Annotated in this window: 20 protein-coding genes; 16 read left to right on the top strand and 4 right to left on the bottom strand. The window is 70.3% G+C overall.

Annotation, left to right across the window (positions count from 1 at the left end; all coding sequences use genetic code 11):
* Positions 1-35: 35 nt before the first annotated feature.
* Both G3T37_RS03550 and G3T37_RS15255 read left to right on the top strand, forming a co-directional pair.
* Positions 36-503, top strand: coding sequence for an OsmC family protein (locus G3T37_RS03550; RefSeq protein WP_163472076.1), 468 nt, complete (start codon positions 36-38; stop codon positions 501-503).
* 88 nt (positions 504-591) lie between these two features.
* Positions 592-1,572, top strand: a complete 981-nt coding sequence (locus G3T37_RS15255; protein ID WP_163472075.1) for an FKBP-type peptidyl-prolyl cis-trans isomerase — start codon at positions 592-594, stop codon at positions 1,570-1,572.
* Between the two features lie 76 nt (positions 1,573-1,648).
* On the opposite strand, the gene G3T37_RS03540 is transcribed toward G3T37_RS15255, so the two are convergent.
* Positions 1,649-2,971 carry an aminotransferase class III-fold pyridoxal phosphate-dependent enzyme gene (locus tag G3T37_RS03540; RefSeq protein WP_163472074.1) on the bottom strand — a complete coding sequence of 441 codons (1,323 nt, stop codon included), beginning with the start codon at positions 2,969-2,971 and terminating at the stop codon, positions 1,649-1,651.
* Between the two features lie 50 nt (positions 2,972-3,021).
* Between G3T37_RS03540 and G3T37_RS03535 the strand changes: the two genes are divergently transcribed.
* Entirely contained in the window at positions 3,022-4,101 is a 1,080-nt protein-coding gene (locus G3T37_RS03535) for a 1-deoxy-D-xylulose-5-phosphate reductoisomerase (RefSeq protein ID WP_163472073.1), read from the top strand.
* Positions 4,102-4,107: 6 nt separating this feature from the next.
* Here G3T37_RS03535 and G3T37_RS03530 read toward each other — a convergent pair whose 3' ends face one another.
* Positions 4,108-5,448 (bottom strand): serine/threonine-protein kinase, encoded by a 1,341-nt coding sequence (locus G3T37_RS03530; RefSeq protein WP_163472072.1) that lies wholly within the window; start codon positions 5,446-5,448, stop codon positions 4,108-4,110.
* A gap of 108 nt (positions 5,449-5,556) precedes the next feature.
* On the opposite strand from G3T37_RS03530, the gene G3T37_RS03525 reads away from it, so the two are divergent.
* From G3T37_RS03525 to rbfA, 8 genes are all read left to right on the top strand, one after another.
* Positions 5,557-6,888 carry a site-2 protease family protein gene (locus tag G3T37_RS03525; protein ID WP_163472572.1) on the top strand — a complete coding sequence of 444 codons (1,332 nt, stop codon included), beginning with the start codon at positions 5,557-5,559 and terminating at the stop codon, positions 6,886-6,888.
* Positions 6,889-6,953: 65 nt separating this feature from the next.
* The gene (gene ispG, locus G3T37_RS03520; protein WP_174247722.1) at positions 6,954-8,102 is read left to right on the top strand and encodes a flavodoxin-dependent (E)-4-hydroxy-3-methylbut-2-enyl-diphosphate synthase; all 1,149 of its coding nucleotides are present in this window, start codon (positions 6,954-6,956) and stop codon (positions 8,100-8,102) included.
* A gap of 182 nt (positions 8,103-8,284) precedes the next feature.
* Positions 8,285-10,054 (top strand): proline--tRNA ligase, encoded by a 1,770-nt coding sequence (locus G3T37_RS03515; protein WP_163472071.1) that lies wholly within the window; start codon positions 8,285-8,287, stop codon positions 10,052-10,054.
* Positions 10,054-11,430, top strand: coding sequence for an MFS transporter (locus G3T37_RS03510; protein ID WP_163472070.1), 1,377 nt, complete (start codon positions 10,054-10,056; stop codon positions 11,428-11,430). The genes G3T37_RS03515 and G3T37_RS03510 overlap by 1 nt, the downstream gene beginning before the upstream one ends.
* A gap of 63 nt (positions 11,431-11,493) precedes the next feature.
* On the top strand, positions 11,494-12,495 hold the full coding sequence (nusA, locus tag G3T37_RS03505; RefSeq protein ID WP_163472069.1) for a transcription termination factor NusA: 1,002 nt from the start codon (positions 11,494-11,496) through the stop codon (positions 12,493-12,495).
* Positions 12,496-12,695: 200 nt separating this feature from the next.
* A complete protein-coding gene (locus tag G3T37_RS03500; protein ID WP_163472068.1) occupies positions 12,696-12,953 on the top strand; it encodes a YlxR family protein in 258 nt (85 codons plus the stop codon).
* A 142-nt stretch (positions 12,954-13,095) separates the two neighbouring features.
* A complete protein-coding gene (infB, locus tag G3T37_RS03495) occupies positions 13,096-15,846 on the top strand; it encodes a translation initiation factor IF-2 (RefSeq protein ID WP_422110966.1) in 2,751 nt (916 codons plus the stop codon).
* Positions 15,847-15,974: 128 nt separating this feature from the next.
* Positions 15,975-16,478, top strand: a complete 504-nt coding sequence (gene rbfA / locus G3T37_RS03490) for a 30S ribosome-binding factor RbfA (protein ID WP_163472066.1) — start codon at positions 15,975-15,977, stop codon at positions 16,476-16,478.
* A gap of 12 nt (positions 16,479-16,490) precedes the next feature.
* Here rbfA and G3T37_RS03485 read toward each other — a convergent pair whose 3' ends face one another.
* Positions 16,491-17,357, bottom strand: a complete 867-nt coding sequence (locus G3T37_RS03485; RefSeq protein ID WP_163472065.1) for an A/G-specific adenine glycosylase — start codon at positions 17,355-17,357, stop codon at positions 16,491-16,493.
* A gap of 23 nt (positions 17,358-17,380) precedes the next feature.
* Between G3T37_RS03485 and G3T37_RS03480 the strand changes: the two genes are divergently transcribed.
* Complete coding sequence (locus G3T37_RS03480) at positions 17,381-18,040, top strand: nucleoside/nucleotide kinase family protein (RefSeq protein WP_163472064.1); 660 nt, start codon at positions 17,381-17,383, stop codon at positions 18,038-18,040.
* Between the two features lie 19 nt (positions 18,041-18,059).
* Here G3T37_RS03480 and G3T37_RS03475 read toward each other — a convergent pair whose 3' ends face one another.
* Entirely contained in the window at positions 18,060-19,052 is a 993-nt protein-coding gene (locus G3T37_RS03475) for a ketopantoate reductase family protein (protein WP_163472063.1), read from the bottom strand.
* A 96-nt stretch (positions 19,053-19,148) separates the two neighbouring features.
* Between G3T37_RS03475 and truB the strand changes: the two genes are divergently transcribed.
* The 4 genes from truB to G3T37_RS03455 are packed head-to-tail and all read left to right on the top strand — an operon-like array spanning position 19,149 to position 21,798.
* Positions 19,149-20,048 carry a tRNA pseudouridine(55) synthase TruB gene (gene truB, locus G3T37_RS03470; protein WP_163472062.1) on the top strand — a complete coding sequence of 300 codons (900 nt, stop codon included), beginning with the start codon at positions 19,149-19,151 and terminating at the stop codon, positions 20,046-20,048.
* Positions 20,045-20,413: a hypothetical protein gene (locus G3T37_RS03465; RefSeq protein WP_163472061.1), complete on the top strand. Its 369-nt coding sequence runs from the start codon at positions 20,045-20,047 to the stop codon at positions 20,411-20,413. The genes truB and G3T37_RS03465 overlap by 4 nt, the downstream gene beginning before the upstream one ends.
* Before the next feature lie 11 nt (positions 20,414-20,424).
* Positions 20,425-20,850: a hypothetical protein gene (locus tag G3T37_RS03460; protein ID WP_163472060.1), complete on the top strand. Its 426-nt coding sequence runs from the start codon at positions 20,425-20,427 to the stop codon at positions 20,848-20,850.
* Between the two features lie 3 nt (positions 20,851-20,853).
* Entirely contained in the window at positions 20,854-21,798 is a 945-nt protein-coding gene (locus tag G3T37_RS03455) for a bifunctional riboflavin kinase/FAD synthetase (protein WP_163472059.1), read from the top strand.
* Positions 21,799-21,814 lie beyond the last annotated feature (16 nt).

Raw genomic sequence — 21,814 nt, 5'->3', positions numbered from 1 at the left:
TCGTCAGTTTAGTCTCGTGAGATGAGGAGAAACCGATGAAGCTCGAGCACCACTACGGGGTCACGCTGGAGTGGCTGGGCAACCGCGGTACCGGCACCTCGGACTATCGCGCCTACGGTCGCAACACGGTCGCCACGGTCCCCGGCAAGCCGCCGATCGAGGGCTCCGCCGACCGCCCCTTCCGCGGCGATCCCGACCGTTGGAACCCCGAGGAGCTCCTCCTCGCGGCACTCAGCGAGTGCCACATGCTCAGCTACCTGCACGTCGCCGCCACCAACGGCGTCATCGTGACGGCCTACCGCGACGAGGCCGAGGGCACGATGGTGCAGACCCCCGACGGCGGCGGCCATTTCACGAGCGTCACCCTCCGGCCCGTGGTCACCATCGCGGGAACGGATGACCGGCTCGCCGCCTCCCTCCACGCCGAGGCGAGCGCGAAGTGCTTCATCGCCGCGTCGGTCAACTTCCCGGTCGGTCACGAACCGGTCACGATCGTCTCATAGCCGACTCACCGGATCCCCCTGGCAGAAAGCGCCCAGCCGCATGCGGCAGACTGGAGGCTGATTTTCTCTGATCGCTGGAAGGTACTCCGTGCGCAAATCCCTGTCTCTCCTGCTCGCCGCCGCCGTGGTGGCGTCACTCGCCGCGTGCTCTGCGCCGTCCTCGACGTCGACGAACTCGGCGAAGACGATCGACGGGTGCACGCCGACCGCCTCGGGCAGCCTCTCCGACGCGGTGAAGGTGTCGGGCAAGTTCGGCGCGGAGCCGACCGTGGTCATCAAGGCGCCGGTCTCGGCGAAGACCACGCAGCGCACGGTGATCACTCAGGGCTCGGGTGCGGTCGCCAAGGCGGGCACCAACGTCGATGTCGACATCGCTCTCTACAGCGCGAAGACGGGCAAGGAGCTCTCGACCACGGGCTTCAACGGCAAGGCGTACGCGATCCAGATGGACGCCACCAAGTTCCTGCCCGGCCTCGTGAAGACGCTCCAGTGCTCGACGATCGGCTCCCGTGTGGTCGGCGTGATCGCGCCGTCCGATGCCTTCGGCACGACGGGTTCGACGCAGCTGGGCGTCGGCGCGAGCGAGTCGATCGTGCTCGTGGCGGACGTCGTCAAGATGGCGCCCACGCCGCTCACCCGCGCGACGGGCGACGCGCAGACTCCCGTCGCGGGGTTCCCCACCGTGAAGCTGAACGCCACCGGCGTGCCGACGGTCACCATCCCGAACACCGCGCAACCCGGCGCCTTCAAGGAGGAGGTGTTGATCAAGGGCAAGGGCGACAAGGTCGGCGCCGACGCCAACGTCGTGGTCAACTACCAGCTCTACCTCTGGCGCACCAAGAAGATCGTCGCGGGCAACGACACCTGGGCCGCGGGCCAGACGGCGACGTTCAACACCGGCCAGGTCGTGCAGGGCTTCAAGCAGGCGATCGAGGGCCAGACCATCGGGTCGCAGGTTCTCGTGATCATCCCGCCGAAGCTGGGCTACGGCACCGCCGGCAGCGCCGCCGCGGGGATCAAGGGCACGGATGACCTGGTCTTCATCATCGACATCCTCGGGATCAGCTGACCCTGCCCCCACACGCGAGAAGGCCCGCCCCACGATTCCGTGGAGCGGGCCTTCTCGCGTGCGCGGGCGCCGCGACTCACAGCCGCGCGAGCGCCGCTTCGAGCACCGAGGCGGCGTCGTCGATGAGTTCCTCGCTGATGACGACCGAGGGCATGATGCGGAGAACCGAGTCCCAGCTGCCGGCGTCGAGCGGGATGACGCCGTGCGTGGTCGCGTACCGCAGCACCGAGCTCAGTGCCTCGGGGTTGGGGTCGGTCGTGCCCGGCTTGACCAGCTCGACGCCGAACATCGCACCCTTGCCGCGCACCTCGCCGACGACGTCGTAGCGCTCGGTCCAGTCGCCGATCCGCGCCCGCAGCTGCCGTTCCACACGCTGCGCCTCCGCCAGGAGCCCGTCGCGCTCGATGATCTCGAAGACGGCGAGGGCGGCCGCGGTGGAGACCGGGTTGCCGCCGAAGGTGCCGCCGATTCCGCCGGGCTGCACCGAGTCCATGACCTCGGCGCGACCGGTGACCGCGGCGAGCGGGAAGCCGCCGGCGATTCCCTTCGCGGTCGTGATGAGGTCGGGCACGACACCGTGGTGCTCGATCGAGTACCAGGCGCCGGTGCGAGCGATACCCGCCTGGATCTCGTCGGCGACGAAGAGGATCCCGTTCTCCTCGCAGAAGCTCTTGATCGCCGCGAAGTAGCCCGGTGCGGGGATCACGATTCCCCCGTCGCCCTGGATCGGCTCGACGAAGAAGGCGGCGATCTCGCTCGCTCCGATGTGCGTCGTGATGTAGTCGATGGTCTTCGCCGCCGCCTCCGCGCCGCTGAGCCCGTCGCGGTACGGGTAGCTCGTCGGCACGCTGTAGATCTCGCCCGGGAACGGCCCCATGCCGGCGCGTTCCGGCCAGGGCCGGTAGGTCATCGTCATCGTGAGGTTGGTGCGGCCGTGGAACGCGTGGTCGAGCGCGACGATCGCGCGCCGACCCGTGAACTTGCGCGCGATCTTGACGGCGTTCTCGACCGCTTCCGCGCCGGAGTTGACGAGGATCGAGTGCTTCTCGAAGTCGCCGGGCGTGATCTCGGCGAGCTTCTCCGCGACGCGCACGTAGTTCTCGTACGGGGTGACGGTGAAGAGCGTGTGGGTCAGCTTCGCGGCCTGTGCCGCGGCGGCCGCCGCAACCTCGGGATGCGCGTGCCCGATCGTGGTCACACCGATGCCGCACCCCAGGTCGATCAGCTGGTTGCCGTCGACGTCGACGAGGATCGCGCCCGCGCCGTGATCCATGTAGATGTTGGCGAGCGTGCCGGCACCGCGGGAGACGCTCTTCTCGCGCCGCTTCTGCAGCTCCACCGAGCGCGGGCCCGGAAGCTCGGTGACGATCTTGCGTTCTTGGGAAACCGAATAGCTCATGACAGCCAGCGTAAGCGCCCGCGGACCGCATCCCCGGTAGGTTGGCTCTCGTGCGCAAGGTTGTCATTCTCGGATCGACCGGTTCCATCGGTACGCAGGCACTCGACGTGATCGGGGCCAATCGTGACCGCTTCGAGGTGGTGGGGCTGTCGGCCGGGAGCAATCGCGAGTTGCTCGCCGCCCAGGCGGCCGAGTTCGGGGTGCAGAACACGGCTCTGGGTGCCGATGAGGCGGCCCAGTTGGTGCGGGATGCCCATGCCGACGTCGTGCTCAACGGCATCACGGGGTCGGTCGGCCTCGGCCCGACGCTCGCCGCTCTCGGCAGCGGCGCCTCGCTGGCCCTCGCCAACAAGGAGAGCCTCATCGTGGGCGGCGAACTCGTGACCACGGCGGCGAAGCCCGGGCAGATCATCCCGGTCGACTCCGAGCACAGCGCGATCGCGCAGGCGCTGCGGAGCGGCGCCGCGGGGGAGGTCGCGCGACTCGTGCTCACCGCCTCGGGTGGTCCCTTCCGCGGACGCACGCGTGACAGCCTGCAGAACGTCACTCCGCGCGAGGCGCTCGCTCACCCCACCTGGGACATGGGGCTGGTGGTCACGACGAACTCGGCCACCCTCGTGAACAAGGGTCTCGAGGTCATCGAGGCGCACCTACTGTTCGGCGTCGACTACGACCGCATCGCCGTGACCGTGCATCCGCAGTCGATCGTGCACTCGATGGTCGAGTTCATCGACGGCTCGACGATCGCGCAGGCCTCCCCGCCCGACATGCGCCTGCCCATCTCGCTCGGTCTGGACTGGCCGAACCGCGTGCCGGGCGTCGGGGTGCCGCTCGACTGGACGACGGCGAGCTCGTGGGAGTTCGCGCCGCTCGACAGCGAGGCGTTTCCGGCGGTCGATCTCGCGAAGGCCGTGGGACGCGCGGGCGAGACCTATCCCGCGGTCTTCAACGCGGCGAACGAGCAGTCCGTGCTCGCCTTCCACGCCGGTCGCATCGGCTTCCTCGACATTCTCGACATCATCGTGCGAGTGGTCGACCGGCATGAGCCCGACGGCATGAGCCTGCCCGCCGTGCTCGCCGCGGAGAGCTGGGCGCGGCGCGAGGCCGACGAACTCATCGCCCGCCGCTGACCGCGGTCACGGCTTGCTGTGATGCTTTCCGTGGCCCTTTCCCGGCTTCGGGGCGGGCGGCTTCGGTGTCGCCGTGGGCGTCGGAGTGGCGACGGGTGTCGGGGTGACGCTGGTGGTCGCGCCGGCCGTGCTCCCCGGCGTGGGGGAGAGGCCGCCCCCGGGCGTCGTCGCGGTGGTACCGGCGATTCCCCCCGCGATCGCGGCGACGGCCACGAGCACGACGGCGAGAGCGAGGATCGCGCCGACGACACCCTTGCGCCGCCGCGGGCGGGATTCGCTCGCGCCGATGGGTTCGGTCGAGGCGCCCTCCGCGGGGAGTACCCGGGTCGCCGCGGTCGGGAGCTCTCCCGCCACCGGGAGGACCCGCGTCGGCGGGAGCATGGCCTCGGTCGGTGCCGGTTCCGCGGGAGGTGCCGCCGCCGGTTCCTCGAGGGGTGCCGCCGCCGGCAGCACCTCGGTCGTGCCCGCGGCGAGAAGCGAGGCGGCCGCCGCGTCGCCCCGCTGGACGTCCGCGAGCAATTCGACGACCCGCCCGGCGTCGGGGCGCGCGGCGGGCGTGCGGGCGGTCATCCCGGCGAGCGCGTCGCCCCACGCGGGCGGAACGGACTCGGGGATGACCGGGTCGGTGCTGATCCGGGCGGCTAGTGACTCGGCGCCCGTCCCCGGGAACGCGCGCGTTCCGGTCAGCGCCTCCAGCAGCGAGAGTCCCAGCGCATAGATGTCGCTGGCCGCGGTGGCGGCCTCACCGAGGGCCTGTTCCGGGCTGAGGTAGCCCGCGGTGCCGATGACCGTGCCGTCCTGAGTGATCGCGGTGCGGTCGAAGGTGCGGGCGATGCCGAAGTCGGCGAGCTTCGCCCGCTGGGGTGCACCGGGGATCCGGGTCGGCAGCAGGATGTTGCCCGGCTTGATGTCGCGGTGCACGATCCCCGTCGCGTGCACGTAGCGCAGGGCATCCGCGATGTCACGACCGATCTCGGCGACGGTCGCGGGGGCGATGGGTCCGTTGGCGATCGCCGCACCGAGGTCGGTGCCGTCGACGAACTCCATGACGATGATCGCGGCGGGGCGATGGCCGAAGTCGGGATCGACGGTCGCGTCGAAGAGGGTGACGAGCGCCGGATGGTTGAGGCTCGCGAGCACGAGCACCTCGTCGCGCTGACGGCGGACGTCGTGTTCGTCGCTGCCGACGAAGACCTTGAGCGCCACCGTCCGGCCGAGCGACTCGTCGCGCGCCCGGTACACGGAGGCCATCCCGCCGTGGGCCACGAGGGCCTCGACCAGGTAGCGGTCGACGAGTCGGCGGCCGATCAGTGGTGCGTCCGCGCCGGTGCCGTTCTCGGTGTCCATGGTTCTTCCATGCTAGGCCTCGGGCTCGCGGCCGACGTGGCACGCGGAGTGGGGCCGCACCGATTCAGGCCGTTCAAAGGGTGCCCCGGTTATCCTGACCGCGTGGACATCGTGCTGTACATCGTGGGCATCGTCGTGGTCGTCATCGGCCTCGCGCTCTCCATCGCGCTGCACGAGATCGGGCACCTCGTTCCCGCCAAGCTCTTCAAGGTGCGCGTGTCCCAGTACATGATCGGCTTCGGACCGACCATTTTCTCGCGGCGGATCGGCGAAACCGAGTACGGGCTCAAGGCGCTGCCGCTCGGCGGCTACATCTCGATGGCCGGCATGTACCCTCCCGCGAAGGACGGCGAAACGGCGCCGACCGCGGGCACCGGGTTCTTCCAGACGCTGGTGCAGGATGCGCGCCGGAGTTCCGACAGCACCATCGAGACCGGGCACGAGGATCGCGTCTTCTACACGCTTCCGATCTACAAGCGCATCATCATCATGCTCGGCGGCCCGTTCATGAACCTCCTGATCGCGGTGGTGCTGTACGCGGTGCTCCTGATGGGGTTCGGGGCGGCTCAGGCGAGCACGACCCTCGCGAGCGTGCAGAAGTGCGTGATCCCCGCCTCGAGCGTGTCCGGCGACACTCCGACGAGTTGCTCGGCGTCGGACGCCCCGTCGCCCGCCGCGGCCGCCGGCCTGCGCGCCGGTGACACCCTCGTGAGCATCGACGGAACGCCCGTCACGAGCTGGGCGCAGGGCACCGCGATCATTCGGGCCTCCTCGGGCACGACGTTGAGCGTCGTCATCCGTCGAGACGGCGCGGAGCGCACGGTGTCGCTGACGCCGCGCCCCAACTCCGTCTACAAGTACGACTCCGATGGCGTGATCATCAAAGACGCCGCCGGAGACCCGGTCACGACCACCGTCGGTTTCGTGGGAATCTCGCCCACGACGGTGTACGTGCAGCAGCCCGCGACCGCGGTGCTGCCTGCCGTCTGGGACAACACGGCGAGAGTCGCCGGCGTCATCGTGAATCTTCCACAGCGCGTCGTCGGCGTGGTGAATGCCGCCTTCGGTTCCGGCGCCCGCGATCCGAACGGGCCGATCGGCCTGATCGGCGTCGGGCGCATCGCGGGCGAGATCGCCGCGACCGACACGGCCACGCTCTCCTCGCGCTTCGCGAGTCTCGTCGGACTCGTCGCCTCGGTCAACGTCGCCCTGCTCGTCTTCAACCTCGTGCCGCTCCTGCCGCTCGATGGCGGCCACGTCGCCGGCGCGCTGTGGGAGGGCATCCGGCGCGCCTTCGCGCGCCTCTTCCGCCGCAAGGACCCGGGGCCGGTGGACACGGCGAAGCTCGTGCCCCTCACCTTCGCGGTGGTGATTCTGCTCGGCGGGTTGAGCGTTCTGCTCGCCTACGCCGACATCGTGAAGCCGATCACCCTCGGCTGAGCGGCACGCCGCTGGGAAAATCCTGCACTCGGGCGTGCGCCGGCTCGCAGAAGTAGAGTGAGACCGTGCCTGCCATCAATCTCGGAATGCCCAAAGTTCCCGAAGTTCTCGCCCCCCGTCGCAAGTCCCGCCAGATCAAGGTGGGCAAGGTGCTGGTCGGCGGCGACGCGCCGATCAGCGTCCAGTCGATGTGCACCACGCCGACGACCAACATCAACGCGACCCTCCAGCAGATCGCCGAGCTGACCGCCTCCGGCTGCGACATCGTGCGCGTGGCGGTCCCCAGCCGCGACGACGCCGAGACCCTCCCGATCATCGCCAAGAAGAGCCAGATTCCGGTCATCGCCGACATCCACTTCCAGCCGAACTACGTCTTCGCGGCGATCGACGCGGGCTGCGCGGCGGTGCGCGTGAACCCCGGCAACATCCGCAAGTTCGACGACCAGGTCGGCAAGATCGCGGCCGCGGCGAAGGCGGCCGGCGTGTCGATCCGCATCGGCGTCAATGCGGGGTCGCTCGAGCCGAGCATCCTGCAGAAGTACGGCAAGGCGACTCCGGAGGCCCTCGTCGAGAGCGCCGTCTGGGAGGCGAGCCTCTTCGAGGAGCACGATTTCCACGACTTCAAGATTTCCGTCAAGCACAACGACCCGATCGTCATGGTGAAGGCCTACCGTCTGCTCGCGGAGCGCGGCGACTGGCCCCTGCACCTCGGTGTCACCGAGGCCGGGCCGGAGTTCCAGGGCACGATCAAGTCGGCGACGGCCTTCGGCATCCTGCTCGCGGAGGGCATCGGCGACACGATCCGCGTCTCCCTCTCCGCTCCGCCCGCGCAGGAGGTGAAGGTCGGTCTGCAGATCCTGCAGTCGCTCAATCTGCGCGAGCGCAAGCTCGAGATCGTCTCCTGCCCGAGCTGCGGGCGCGCGCAGGTCGACGTCTACAAGCTCGCGAACGACGTCACCGATGGTCTCGAGGGCATGACCGTGCCCCTGCGCGTCGCCGTCATGGGCTGCGTCGTCAACGGCCCCGGCGAGGCGCGCGAGGCCGACCTCGGGGTCGCGAGCGGCAACGGCAAGGGCCAGATCTTCGTCAAGGGCGAGGTCATCAAGACCGTGCCCGAGTCGGAGATCGTCGCCACGCTCATCGAGGAGGCGAACCGCCTCGCGGCCGAGATGCCGCCCGGGGAGATCGGCAGCCCGCAGGTCGTCACGGTCTGACCCCGCCGCTCGCTCGCACACATCGCGCACCCGCGCTACCCCCTGCTGTGGGGGCACCGCATCCCGGCCGCGCCGCGTAGCGTGAAGAGTGATTTAGCGGCCCGAACAGTCTGCAAATCCCAGGAGCCCCGGGGGGAGGTCTCTCCCCGGGGCTTTCCGCTGCCCTCGCTAGGATTGAGCGCGTGCCTACTCGCCTCACCCATCTCTTCGTCCGCACTCTTCGGGAGGACCCGGTCGACGCCGAGGTCGCCAGCCACCGCCTTCTGGTGCGCGCCGGCTACATCCGTCGGCAGGCTCCGGGCATCTTCGCGTGGTTGCCGCTCGGCCTGCGGGTGCGTCGACGCATCGAGGCGATCATCCGCGAGGAGATGGCGGCCGCGGGCGCGCAAGAGGTGCACTTCCCCGCGCTGCTGCCGCGGGAACCCTACGAGACGACGGGTCGCTGGGAGGAGTACGGCGACGGGATCTTCCGGCTCAAGGACCGCAAGGAGGCCGACTACCTTCTCGCCCCCACGCACGAGGAGGTCTTCACGCTTCTCGTGAAGGATCTCTACTCCTCGTACAAGGATCTTCCCCTCACGATCTATCAGATTCAAGACAAGTACCGCGACGAAGCGCGGCCCCGCGCGGGTCTGCTGCGCGGTCGGGAGTTCTCGATGAAGGACGCGTACTCCTTCGACTACACCGACGCGGGGCTCGACGTGAGCTACATGAGCCAGCGTGACGCCTACGAGCGCATCTTCCGTCGCCTCGGGCTCGACTACGCGATCGTCAAGGCCGACGCCGGGGCCATGGGCGGGTCGCGCAGCGAGGAGTTCCTGCACCCGACTGCGGTCGGCGAAGACACCTTCGTGCGGTCGGCCGGTGGCTACGCCGCCAACGTCGAGGCGTTCACGACGCTCGCGCCCGAACCGCTGCCCGTCGACGGTCTCGCGCCCGCCACCGTGCACGACACTCCCGACACGCCCACGATCGCCTCGCTCGTGCAGGTGGCGAACGACGCGCACCCGCGGCCGGATGCCCGTCCCTGGGTCGCCGGCGACACGCTCAAGAACATCGTCCTCGCGCTCACTCACCTCGACGGTCGCCGCGAGCTCGTCATCGTCGGCATCCCGGGGGACCGCGGCGTCGACATGAAGCGCGCCGAGGTCGCCTTCGCGCCGGCCTCGGTCGAGGCCGCGACCGAGGCCGACTTCGCCCGCCATCCCGGGCTCGTGAAGGGGTACATCGGGCCGTGGTCGGCAGCGGGAGCGGTGCTGGGCGAGAGCTCGAGCACGGGTATCCGCTATGTCGTCGACCCGCGGATCGGGAGCGGCACCGAGTGGATCACCGGCGCGAACGAGGAGGGGCGGCACGTCTTCGGGCTCGTCGCGGGCCGCGACTTCGTGGCCGACGGAACGGTCGAGGTGGCCGAGGTGCTGGAGGGCGACCCCGCTCCGGATGGTTCGGGGCCCGTCGAGCTCGCACGCGGCATGGAGATCGGCCACGTCTTCCAGCTCGGGCGCAAGTACGCCGAGGCCCTCGGACTCAAGGTGCTCGATGAGAACGGCAAGCTCGTCACCGTCACGATGGGCTCCTACGGCATCGGCGTCACGCGCATCATGGCCGTGATCGCGGAGTCCAACAACGACGAGCGCGGACTCATCTGGCCGCGCAATGTGAGCCCCTTCGACGTGCACGTTGTGGCCGCGGGTCGCGACGACTCGGTCTACGCGATCGCGGAGGACGTGGTCGCCCAGCTCGAAGCGGCGGGAAACGACGTTCTCTTCGACGACCGGCCGAAGGTGTCACCGGGCGTCAAGTTCGGCGACGCCGAGCTCCTCGGTGTTCCGCTCGTGGTCGTGGTCGGCCGCGACGCCGCGGAGGGCCGGGTCGAGTTGTGGGACCGTCGCAGCGGGGAGAAGACCGCGGTCGCGATCCAGGAGCTGCCGGCGCGCCTGGCCGCGCTGTAGTGGCGGCGGGGGCGACCGCCGCGGCGCGCATCCTCGATCGCGAGCACCGGCTGGTGACGCTGGGCGCGTTCGCGCTGTGCTTCCTCGCCGCCTTCGAGAACCTCGCGGTGACCACCGTGATGCCCACGATCAGCCGGGAACTGAACGGGGCGGAGCTGTACGCGGTCGCCTTCGCCGGCCCGCTCGCGCTCGGCGTGGTCGGCATGGTGGTCGCGGGCGCGTGGTCGGACCGCACGGGGCCGCGCACGCCGCTCATCTCCGCGGCGGTGCTGTTCCTCCTCGGCATCGCGGTCGCCGGCGCCGCGCCGACGATGGCCTGGCTCGTGGTCGGCCGCCTGCTCTACGGCATGGCGGGCGGGGCGGTGACGGTCACGCTCTACGTCGTGGTCGCCCGCGCCTACCCCGAGGAGCTGCGTCCCCGGATGTTCGGGGGCTTCGCCGCGATGTGGATCCTCCCCGCGCTCGTGGGCCCGGCGATCGCGGGTGCGGTCGCCTCGGCCGTGGGCTGGCGCTGGGTGTTCTTCGGGGTGCTCGCGCTCGTCGTCGCCGCAACTGGGATGATCGTGCCCGCTACCCGTGGAATCCGTCGCAGTGACTCCGACGCGGGCTGGCAGCCGGCGCGCATCGCGTGGTCGGTCGTGCTCGCGATCGCGGTGCTGGCCCTCAGCCTCTCCAGCCAGGTGGGCGGACTCGCCACGCCCGCGGTCGCCCTCGTCGCGATCGTGCTCGTGGCGATCGCGGTGCGACCGCTCATCCCACCGGGCACCCTGCGGTCCCGGCGGGGGCTCCCCAGCGTGGTCCTCACCCGGGCCGCGGTCTCGGGCGCCTATTTCGGCGGCGAGATCTACTTGCCCTACCTCTTCACGGTGCGGGATGGCCTGTCGCCCGCCCTCGCGGGACTCTCCCTCACCGGCGCGGGGGTCGCCTGGGGGCTGACCTCGCTGTGGCAGGGGCGCCGCGGGGCATCGAGCGACCCGCGGGCGGGCATCCGGTGGGGTGCTCTCGCGGTTCTGGTGTCGCTCGCGACGGGACTGCTCACCGTGGCGCTCGGGCTCCCGCCCTGGGTCGCGATCGCGGGCTGGACGATCGGCGGTGCCGGGATGGGCGCCTGCTGGCCCCGACTCGCCGTGCTCGCCCTGGGCTACTCGGCGCCGGAGGAACAGGGTTTCACGAGTTCGGCGCTCGCGATCGCCGATGCGATCGGCCCGGGCGTTGTGCTGGCCACCGTCGGCATCGTGTTCGACGCCGTACGACCCGCCGACACGCTCCTCGCCTTCGCCCTCGTGTTCGCGGCGTCGGTGCTCGTCGCGGCGCTCGGGATCGTGGTTTCCGCGAGAGTGCGGCCACGCGAGACCGCCGGTCGACTGGTACCGTAGACGGGACGGCGAACCGTACCGGGGATGCCGCCGTCGACCAGACTTGAATAGTGGAGGCCCTCAGTGGACATCGACCTGAGCGTGCTGCGCCTCATGGAGCGCGAGCGTGAGATCCCGTTCGACGAACTCGTCCAGATCATCGAGCAGGCGATTCACACCGCCTACCTCAAGCACACCGATCAGTCCGAGCACAAGCCGGGGGAGCCACCCGCGCCGAAGTCTCGTGTGGAGCTCGACCGCAAGAGCGGGCATGTCACGGTGTTCGTCGAGGAGCGTGACGAAGACGGCAACCTGATCGGCGAAGCCGTCGACAGCCCCAGCGATTTCGGGCGCATCGCCGCGTTCGCCGCGAAGCAGGTCATCAACCAGCGTCTCCGCGACATCGCCGACGACCACGTGCTGGGCGAGTTCCGCGGTCGTGAGGGCGACATCGTCGCCGGCGTCATCCAGCAGGGCCCCAACCCGAGGATGATCCACGTCGACCTCGGCACGGTCGAGGCCATCCTCCCGCCCGAGGAGCAGGTCCCCGGCGAGGACTACGCGCACGGTCGCCGCATCCGTGTGTACGTGACGAGCGTGAGCAAGGGCCTCAAGGGGCCGCAGATCACAGTGAGTCGCACCCACCCCTCCCTCGTGCGCAAGCTGTTCGCGCTCGAGGTGCCCGAGATCGCGAGCGGTGTCGTCGAGATCACGTCTCTGGCCCGCGAGGCCGGCCACCGCACCAAGATCGCCGTGCGCGCGACCCAGCCCGGCATCAACGCGAAGGGCGCCTGCATCGGCGAACTCGGCCAGCGGGTGCGGGCCGTGACCGCAGAGCTCAACAACGAGAAGATCGACATCGTCGACTACTCCACCGACCTCGCGACCTTCGTGGCCAATGCCCTGTCGCCCGCGAAGGTGACGAGCGCGTTCGTCATCGACGAGTCGCTCAAGGCCGTGCGCGCGCTCGTTCCCGACTACCAGCTCTCCCTCGCGATCGGCAAGGAGGGGCAGAACGCCCGCCTCGCCGCCAAGCTGACGGGCGCGCGGATCGACATCCAGCCGGACTCGATCCTCGAGTCCTGATGGATGTCGGGCCGCGCGCAGTACGGGCGGGCGCGTGAGCGCCGGGCCGGCTGGACGGATGTGGGGTCATTCAGCCGGACTCGATCCTCGAGTCCTGATGGATGTCGGGCCGCGCGCAGTACGGGCGGGCGCGTGAGCGCCGGGCCGCGCGGCTCGCGGATTTCGCGGCGCTCAGCCGCCGGGCTCCGGGTGGGGGTACAATGAATCCCGTACGAACCTGCCTCGGCTGCCGTTCGCGCGCCGAACGCTCCTCCCTGCTGAGGGTCGTGGCTCGTGATGGTGTGGTGCTCCCGGATCCTTCCGCGACACTTCCCGGCCGTGGTGCGTGGGTCCATCCCACGAGCGAGTGCGTCGACAAGTCGATCTCGCGCAAGGCCCTGGGCCGGGCGCTTCGGGTCGCGGTCGCGCTCGACACCACCCAGCTGGAGCGCTGGCCGGATCGAATACACCGTGCGTGATCGCACACCAGCAGGGGCACACCTCGTGTCCCGTGACGAACAGGCTGATTGACCTATGGACAACTAATGAGCGGCTCGAAATGAGACCCGTCCGTAACTAATGGTCTGCCCCTGTCCGGGTGCAGACCCGAACAGGAGAGAAGTGGCTGCCAAACCACGCGTACACGAAGTCGCTGCCGAGCTCGGCATCGACAGCAAGGTTGCCCTCGACAAGCTCAAGGAAATGGGCGAATACGTCAAGGGACCTTCCTCAAGCATCGAACCGCCTGTCGCGCGACGCCTGAAGGCGGCGCTCGAGGCGGCCGGGGTGAAGTCCTCCCCGGCTCCGGCGGCGAAGGCGCCGTCCCCGGCTCCGCGTCCCGCGGCGAAGGCGCCGGCTCCGGCCGCGCCCGCCCCGGCTCCGGCACCCGCCGCCTCCGCCGCGGCGGAGCACGTCGAGGTCGCGCCCGCGCCCCTCACCGTCGCCGAGCGTCAGGCTCAGGCCGAGGCGGCTGCCGCTGCCCCCGTCGAGAAGCCCGCCGCATCGGCGGACGTCGCCGCTCCGCGGCCGTCCAGCATCCCGCGCCCCGGCACGCCGCGACCGGGTAACAACCCCTTCGCGAGCAACCAGGGCATGCAGCGCCCCGGCGCCCCGCGACCGGGTAACAACCCCTTCGCGAGCAACCAGGGCATGCAGCGCCCGGGCGCCCCGACACCGGGGTCGATTCCCCGTCCCTCCGCCCCTCGTCCCGGCGCTCCACGTCCGGGCGGCGCCGGTCAGGGCAACCGTCCCGGCGGCTTCGGCCAGCGCCCCGCGGGTGCGGGCGGCGCACCCTTCCAGCAGCGCCCCGGCGGCCCCGGCCGTCCGGCGGGTGGAGGCTTCCAGCGTCCCGGTGGCGCCCCCGGAGCCACTCCCGGTTTCGGTGCTCCGCGCCCCGCGGGCGGCGGTGCCGGCGGTCGCGGTCGTGGCCCCGGTGGCGGCACGGCCGGCGCCTTCGGTCGCGGTGGCGGCAAGAGCAAGGCTCGCAAGTCGAAGCGCACGAAGCGCGCCGAGTTCGAGCTGCGCGAGGCCCCCTCGCTGGGTGGCGTCAGCGTTCCGCGCGGCGACGGCAAGACCGTCGTCCGACTGCGCCGCGGCGCCTCGATCACCGACTTCGCCGACAAGATCGACGCGAGCCCCGGTAACCTCGTGACCGTGCTGTTCCACCTCGGTGAGATGGCCACGGCGACCGAGTCGCTCGACGAGGCGACCTTCGAGGTGCTCGGTGCCGAGCTCGGCTTCCAGATTCAGATGGTCTCGCCCGAGGACGAGGATCGCGAGCTGCTCAGCGGCTTCGACATCGACCTCGACCAGGAGCTGGCCGATGAGGACGAGTCCGACCTCGAGATCCGTCCGCCCGTCGTGACCGTCATGGGCCACGTCGACCACGGTAAGACGAAGCTCCTCGACGCGATCCGCAAGGCCAACGTCGTCGCCGGTGAGGCGGGTGGAATCACCCAGCACATCGGTGCCTACCAGGTCTGGACCGAGCACGAGGGCCACGAGCGCGCCATCACCTTCATCGACACCCCGGGTCACGAGGCGTTCACCGCCATGCGTGCTCGAGGTGCGCAGGTCACCGACATCGCCATCCTCGTGGTGGCCGCCGACGACGGCATCATGCCGCAGACGGTCGAGGCGCTCAACCACGCCCAGGCCGCCGGTGTGCCGATCGTGGTCGCCGTCAACAAGATCGACAAGGACGGGGCGAACCCGGCGAAGGTGCGTCAGCAGCTCACCGAATTCGGTCTCGTCGCCGAAGAATACGGTGGAGACACCATGTTCGTCGACGTGTCGGCGCTCGGCAACGTGGGCATCGACAAGCTCCTCGACGCGGTGCTGCTCACCGCCGACGCGGGCCTCGACCTCCGCGCCAACCCCAACAAGGATGCACGCGGTGTCGCCATCGAGGCCCGCCTCGACAAGGGGCGCGGCGCGGTCGCGACCGTGCTCATCCAGTCGGGAACGCTCCGGGTCGGAGACTCCATCGTCGCGGGCACCGCGTACGGCAAGGTTCGCGCCATGTCGGACGAGAACGGCGACCCCGTCACCGAGGCGCAGCCGGCACGCCCCGTGCAGGTGCAGGGTCTCTCGACGGTTCCGCGAGCCGGTGACACCTTCCTCGTCATCGAGGATGACCGCACCGCCCGCCAGATCGCCGAGAAGCGCGAAGCCGTGGAGCGCAACGCGCAGCTGGCCCGTGCCCGCAAGCGCATCAGCCTCGAGGACTTCACCCGCGCTCTCGAAGAGGGCAAGGTCGACGCGCTCAACCTCATCATCAAGGGAGACGTCTCCGGTGCCGTGGAGGCGCTGGAGGAGTCGCTCCTCAAGATCGAGGTCGACGAGTCGGTCGCGCTGCGGATCATCCACCGCGGTGTGGGTGCCGTCACCGAGAGCGACGTCAACCTGGCGACGGTCGACAACGCGATCATCATCGGGTTCAACGTCCGCCCCGACACGAAGGCGCGCGAGCGCGCGGCTCGTGAGGGTGTCGACGTGCGGTTCTACTCGGTCATCTACTCGGCCCTCGAAGACATCGAGAACTCGCTCAAGGGCATGCTCAAGCCCGAGTTCGAAGAGGTCCAGTCGGGCGTCGCCGAGATCCGCGAGATCTTCCGCTCCTCCAAGTTCGGCAACATCGCGGGTGTCATCGTGCGCTCCGGAACGATCACGAGGAACGCCAAGGCGCGGGTCATCCGCGATGGCGTCGTCGTCGGCGACAACCTCGCCATCGAGTCGCTCCGTCGGTTCAAGGATGACGTCACCGAGGTGCGCACGGACTTCGAGGCCGGTATCGGTCTCGGCAAGTTCAACGACATCCAGATCGGCGACGAGATCGAGACGATCGAGATGAAGGAGAAGCCGCGGGTCTGACCCCGGCCGACGGGGTCCCGGTGCGCCGCAGCGCGCGCGGGCCGGGACCCCGCCCACACAGTGCTGACTGAATCATCGGGACGCCCGTCGAGATCGACCACGACGGCGGGCGAGGGAGAGTGAGTGTTATGGCCGACGCAGCACGGGCGGCGAAGATGGCCGACCGCATCAAGGTCATCGTCGCGAAGCGTCTGGAGCGCGGGATCAAGGACCCGCGCCTCGGATTCGTGACGATCACCGACGTTCGCGTGACGGGCGACCTCCAGCACGCCTCCATCTTCTACACGGTCTACGGCACCGACGAGGAGCGTCGCGATACCGCGGCAGCGCTCAAGTCGGCGACGGGAATGCTGCGCAGCGAAGTGGGCAAGAACATCACGGCGCGGCTGACACCGTCGCTCGAGTTCATCGCCGACGGCATCCCCGAGAACGCCGCCCTCATCGACTCGCTGCTCGCCGAGGCGCGCAGCCGCGACACCGAGGTCTCCGCTCTCGCCAGCACGGCGACCTACGCCGGCGACGAGGACCCCTACGTCAAGCCTCGCGTGATCGACGACGAGGACGACGATCTCGATCTGGACGACGACGACGACGACGACCTCGATGACGAATCGGTACCCGCCGGTCGCTAGACCGGCGGAGCCTCACGGCAGCCGGTAGCCCGAGCTCGGGTCTCCGACGACGAGCCCGTCCATGATGAGCCCACCCAGGGCGCGTCCGCGCTGCACGGGGTCGGGCCACACCGCCGCGACATCGGCCGCGGGGGAGCTCCCGTGCCGCTCGCGCAGCAGGCCGAGGATGAGTCCCCGCACCTGGCGATCCGAGCCCTCGTAGCGCTTCTGCACCGCCCGCCGCTCTCCCGAATAGGGCGGATACCCGGCCGACCGCCACGCGCACGACCCCGCGATCGGGCACTGCTCGCAGTGTGCGACCCGGGCCGTGCACACGACGGCGCCGAGTTCCATCATGCCGGCGTTGAAGGTGCGGGCCTCCTGCTCGTCCGCGGGAAGCAACTCCTCCATCGCCGCGAGGTCGGCCCGGGTGCGTGGCGGGCCGGGCTCCGCCTGGCCCGCCACAGCACGCGCGATGACCCGCCGCACGTTCGTGTCGACGACGGGATGGCGACGACCGTAGGCGAAAGCGGCGACCGCTCGGGCGGTGTAGTCGCCGATTCCGGGGAGGGCGAGGAGGTCATCCACCTCGGCGGGGACCACCCCGCTGTGGCGCTCGGTGATCGCGACCGCCGCAGCGTGGAGGTTCAGGGCGCGGCGGGGATAGCCGAGGCGCTCCCACGCGCGCACCGCGTCGCCCGCGGGAGATGCGGCGAGTGCCGCGGGAGTGGGCCAGCGCTCCAGCCACTCGGCGAGCCGCGGGATCACCCGGGCGACCGGGGTCTGCTGCAGCATGATCTCGCTCACCAGGATGCCCCAGGCCGGGAAGTCGTCGGCCCGCCACGGCAGCACGCGCTGGTTCGCCAGGAACCACGCGTTCACCCGGGCACTCAGATCCATCTACCCAACCTAAACTGGGCCGCATGGCCCGGTGGACGCCCCTCAAGCGCGACGTGATCGGCGCGCTCGCCGACGAGATCCTGCACAACTACGGTCGTGGGCGCGTGGTCGTCGCCGTCGACGGCCGTGAGGGGGCGGGAGGGGCGCCGTTCGCGGACGAACTCGCCGAGGAGCTGCGCCGCCGCGGCCACGAGGCGTTCCGCGCCTCCATCGACGGCTTCCACCGCCCCCGCGCCGAACGCTACCGGCGGGGACGCGACTCGGCCGAGGGCTTCTACCTCGATTCGTACGATTACGCGACGTTCCGCAGGGTGCTCATCGAACCGTTCCGTATCGGGCGGATCGGCTCCTTCGTGCCTGCGGCCTTCGACGTCACGCGCGATGCGGCGGTCGAACCGAAGTGGTTGAGCGGGCCGGATGACGCGCTCCTCCTCGTCGACGGCCCCTTCCTGCTGCGTCCCGAGCTGCGCGGCATCTGGAACTACTCGATCTGGCTGGACGTCGATCCCGAGGTGGCCCTGGAGCGGAGCGCCCAGCGCGGCGCCGAAGCGGGGCTCATCGAGCGCCACCTGGGCGGAATGGAGCTCTACCTCCGGGAGTCGAGCCCGCGCACGCGCGCGACCGCGATCGTCGACAACGGCGACCCCGAGCATCCGCGCCGCGTCTTCGCCGACTCCTGCTGACCGCACGGCCGGTGCCCCCTCAGTCGAGCGGAATCCGAGCAACGACCTCGTCGGGCGTGAGGAAGCGGTGCGATCGCTCCACCTCGTGCACGAGCTCGACGAGCGAGCGGTTGACCGGCGCCTGCCGTCCGAGGCGCTCCGCGGTGGCCACGACCGCCCCGTTGAGGTGATCGATCTCGGTGGCGACACCGCGCCGAATGCTCTGCAGGGTGGATCCCGGGTTCGGCGTCACGCCCATCGAGCGGGCCATCGCGAGCGGGAGGAACTGCGCCGCCCAGTCGGGCAGCGCCGTGAAGGCGCGCAGCCGGCGACGGGTGAGGCCCTGCACCTCCGCGAAGCGAGCGCCGGCGGCACGACCGGTGCGCACCGCCTCCCGCATGCTGTGCACAAGGATTCGGCGCAGGGCGGGAGTCGCGATCACCGTCTGCGCCGAGAGCCCTGTGATCGCGGGGAGCGCGTTGATCTGGTTGATCACGAGTTTCGTCCACTGCGCGCCCTCGAAGTCGGCGACGAGGGTGGTGGGGATGACCGGCGCCAGCACCCCGACCACGAACCGCGCCGGCGTGTCGTGCTCACCGCCGCCCACGTACAGCGAGCCACCGGTCGTGATCGTCACCTCGCCCGGTGCCGTGAGCGACGCCGCGAAGAGTGCGAGGCCGCCGACCACGTCCGAGCGGGGCAGGAGCGGCGCGCTCTCGCTCAGGCTGGTGAGGCCGTTCTGCACGACGAGCACGGGGATTCCGCGCAGGAGCGCCGCGTTGGCCCGGATGGCGTCCGCCGAATCCTGAGCCTTGGTGGCGACGATGGCGAATTCGGCACCCCGGGAGAGCACACCGCCGCTGTCCAACCGCGCGACATGGTCGCCCCAGGCGCCCGACAGTCGCAGGCCCCGTGTGCGGATCGCGGTGAGCGTGTCGCCGCGTGCGGCGACCTCCACGTCATGACCGGCTCGGTCGAGCAGGGCGGCGAGGGCGCCGCCGACCGCGCCCGCACCGATGACGCCTATACGCATGGGGCGATCCTACGGGAGCGCGCGTGCGCGACGGCAGCGCACACTCGAGCCGGATACCCTGTGAGTCATGCAGTTCCCCCACCTCCCGAGGCGCGCATGACGAGCGGGATCCTGCTCGTCGACAAACCGACCGGGATGACCAGCCACGACGTCGTCTCGCGGGTCCGCCGTCTGGCCGGCACGCGCAAGGTCGGCCACGCCGGCACCCTCGACCCCCTGGCCACCGGTCTGCTCGTGCTCGGTATCGACAGCGCGACCCGACTGCTCACCTATCTGGTCGGCCTCGACAAGCGCTACGAGGCGACGATCCGGCTGGGGCAGGCGACCACGACCGATGACGTCGAGGGCGAACCCCTCGGCTCGCCGGCCGACACCGTGGCGGTGAGCGAGGAGTCGATCCGCACCGCGATCGAGGCTCTCACGGGCGGGATCGAGCAGGTTCCCAGCTCGGTGAGCGCGATCAAGGTGGCCGGTCGTCGCGCTTACGATCTGGTGCGGGAGGGCGAGGAGGTCGCGCTCCCGGCGCGCCGAGTGACGGTGTCGCGCTTCGACGTGATGGCGACCCGGCGCGCGGACGGGCTGGAGCTCGACGTCGTCGTCGAGTGCAGCTCGGGCACGTACATCCGCGCCCTCGCCCGCGATCTGGGCGCCGCGCTCGGCGTGGGCGGGCACCTGACGGCGCTGCGCCGCACGCGGGTCGGGCCGTTCACGGTCTCCGACGCGGGAGGGCTCGATGAGTGCCTGCTGGCCGGGCTGCTGACTCCGGCCGAGGTCGCGACGCGCCTCTTCCCGAGCGTGCGGGTGGATGCCGCGGAGGTGGTCGCCCTCACGCAGGGTAAGCGCATCCGGCCGGCCGCCCTCGACACGGCGCTCGCCGACTCCGACGCACCCATCGCGACGCTCGCGCCCGACGGGCGGCTCGTGGGACTCGTGACGACGAGCCAGGGGACCGCCCGCGTGCTCGTCAACTTTCCGAGCGACGAGGTGGTGTCGTGATCGAGTGGTTCACCTGGGTGGAGGTGGGTGCGGCGCTGCTCGCCGGTCTGCTCTGCGTCGCGCTGGGGCTGGCGGGGCGGATGCCCGGCGACCTGTCCGTGGGAGCGACCCTCGCCGTCGAACTCCTGCTCATCGCGCAGCTCGTCATCACCATCGTCGCGCCCTTCGTGGGCAACCACCCGACGGGCAGCCTGCTGGAGTTCTACATCTACCTCGTGGCGGCCCTGCTGATCCCGCCGATCGCCGTGGTCTGGGCGCTGCTGCAGCGGGACCGGTGGAGCACGGTGATCCTCGGGGTGGCGTCGCTCGCGATCGCCGTGATGGCCTATCGCATGCACATCATCTGGACCGTGCAGATCGCCTAGGGTTAGGAGCGATGTCCACGACCCCGTCCTCCCCGAAGTCGTCCCGCGCGGTCGGCGTCGGGCGCGTCCTCATCACCGTCTACGCGATCCTGGCGATCGGGGCCACCTCGCGCTCGGTGTTCCAGATCATCACCGAGTACAGCTCGGCGCCGCTCGCGATCACGCTCTCCGCCGTCTCCAGCGTCGTGTACATCCTGGCGACGGTGGCGCTCATCCTGCCGGGCACCTTCTGGTACCGCGTGGCCTGGGTGACGATCAGTTTCGAGCTCGCGGGGGTTCTCATCGTGGGCACCCTCTCGCTCGTGCGACCCGATCTCTTCGCGCACAACTCGGTGTGGTCGTACTACGGGATCGGTTACCTCCTCATTCCGCTCGTTCTCCCGGTGCTGGGCATGCTGTGGCTGCGCCGTCGGGCGCCCGGACGGAGTGACGCGTAGGCGATGCGGTTCTTTGACGGCCTCGCCGCCGTGCCGGCCGGTTTCGGGCCGAGCGCGGTGACGATCGGCAAGTTCGACGGCGTGCACGCGGGGCACCGCGCGGTGATCGCCGATCTCGCCCGCACCGCCCGCCGGGAGGGCCTCGCATCCGTCATCGTCACCTTCGACCGTAACCCGCTCGAGGTGCTCGCGCCGGAGAAGTGCCCCGAAGCGCTCATCAGCAACCGCCAGAAGGTCGAGCTCATCGGCGAGCTGGGGGTGGATGCAACACTCATGCTCGCCTTCGACCGGCACTTCAGCGAGCAGCCGCCCGAGCGGTTCGTGCAGGACGTGCTCGTCTCGGCGCTCGGCGCGCGGATCGTGTTCGTCGGCTCGGACTTCCGCTTCGGCGCGAAGGGGGCGGGCACCGTGGATCGTCTCCGAGAGTGGGGCGATGCCAGCGGTTTCCGGGTCGAGACGATCGATGACGTGACGGTCGGCGGCGAGCGGCGGGCGTCGTCGACGTGGATCCGCGAGCTGCTCGCCGCGGGTGACGTCGCGGCCGCATCCACCCTGCTCGGGCGTCTGCCGACGGTTCGCTCGGTCGTCGTGCACGGGCAGAAGCGGGGCCGCGAGCTCGGCTATCCCACCGCCAATCTCTCGCCCGCGATCGAGGGCTTCATCCCCGCCGACGGCGTGTACGCCGCCTGGGCCACGATCGATGGCGTCCGGTACGCGGCCGCGGTGTCGATCGGCAACAACCCCACCTTCGACGGGGTGCCGCAGAAGCAGGTGGAGGCGCACCTCCTCGACGTGACGCTCGACCTGTACGACCGAGACATCGAGGTCTCCTTCGTCGACTTCGTGCGCTCGATGACGAAGTTCGACTCGCTCGACGCCCTGATCGCGCAGATGCGCGATGACGTCGCCCGCGTGCGCGCGCTGCTGGGGCTGACGCCCGCGCGCTGAGAAGCGCCCTCGCGAG

Source organism: Galbitalea soli, from assembly GCF_010686725.1.
Taxonomy (GTDB): domain Bacteria; phylum Actinomycetota; class Actinomycetes; order Actinomycetales; family Microbacteriaceae; genus Galbitalea; species Galbitalea soli.
Note: the sequence above shows the minus strand (reverse complement) of the source record. Positions and strands in the feature narration are given on the sequence as shown.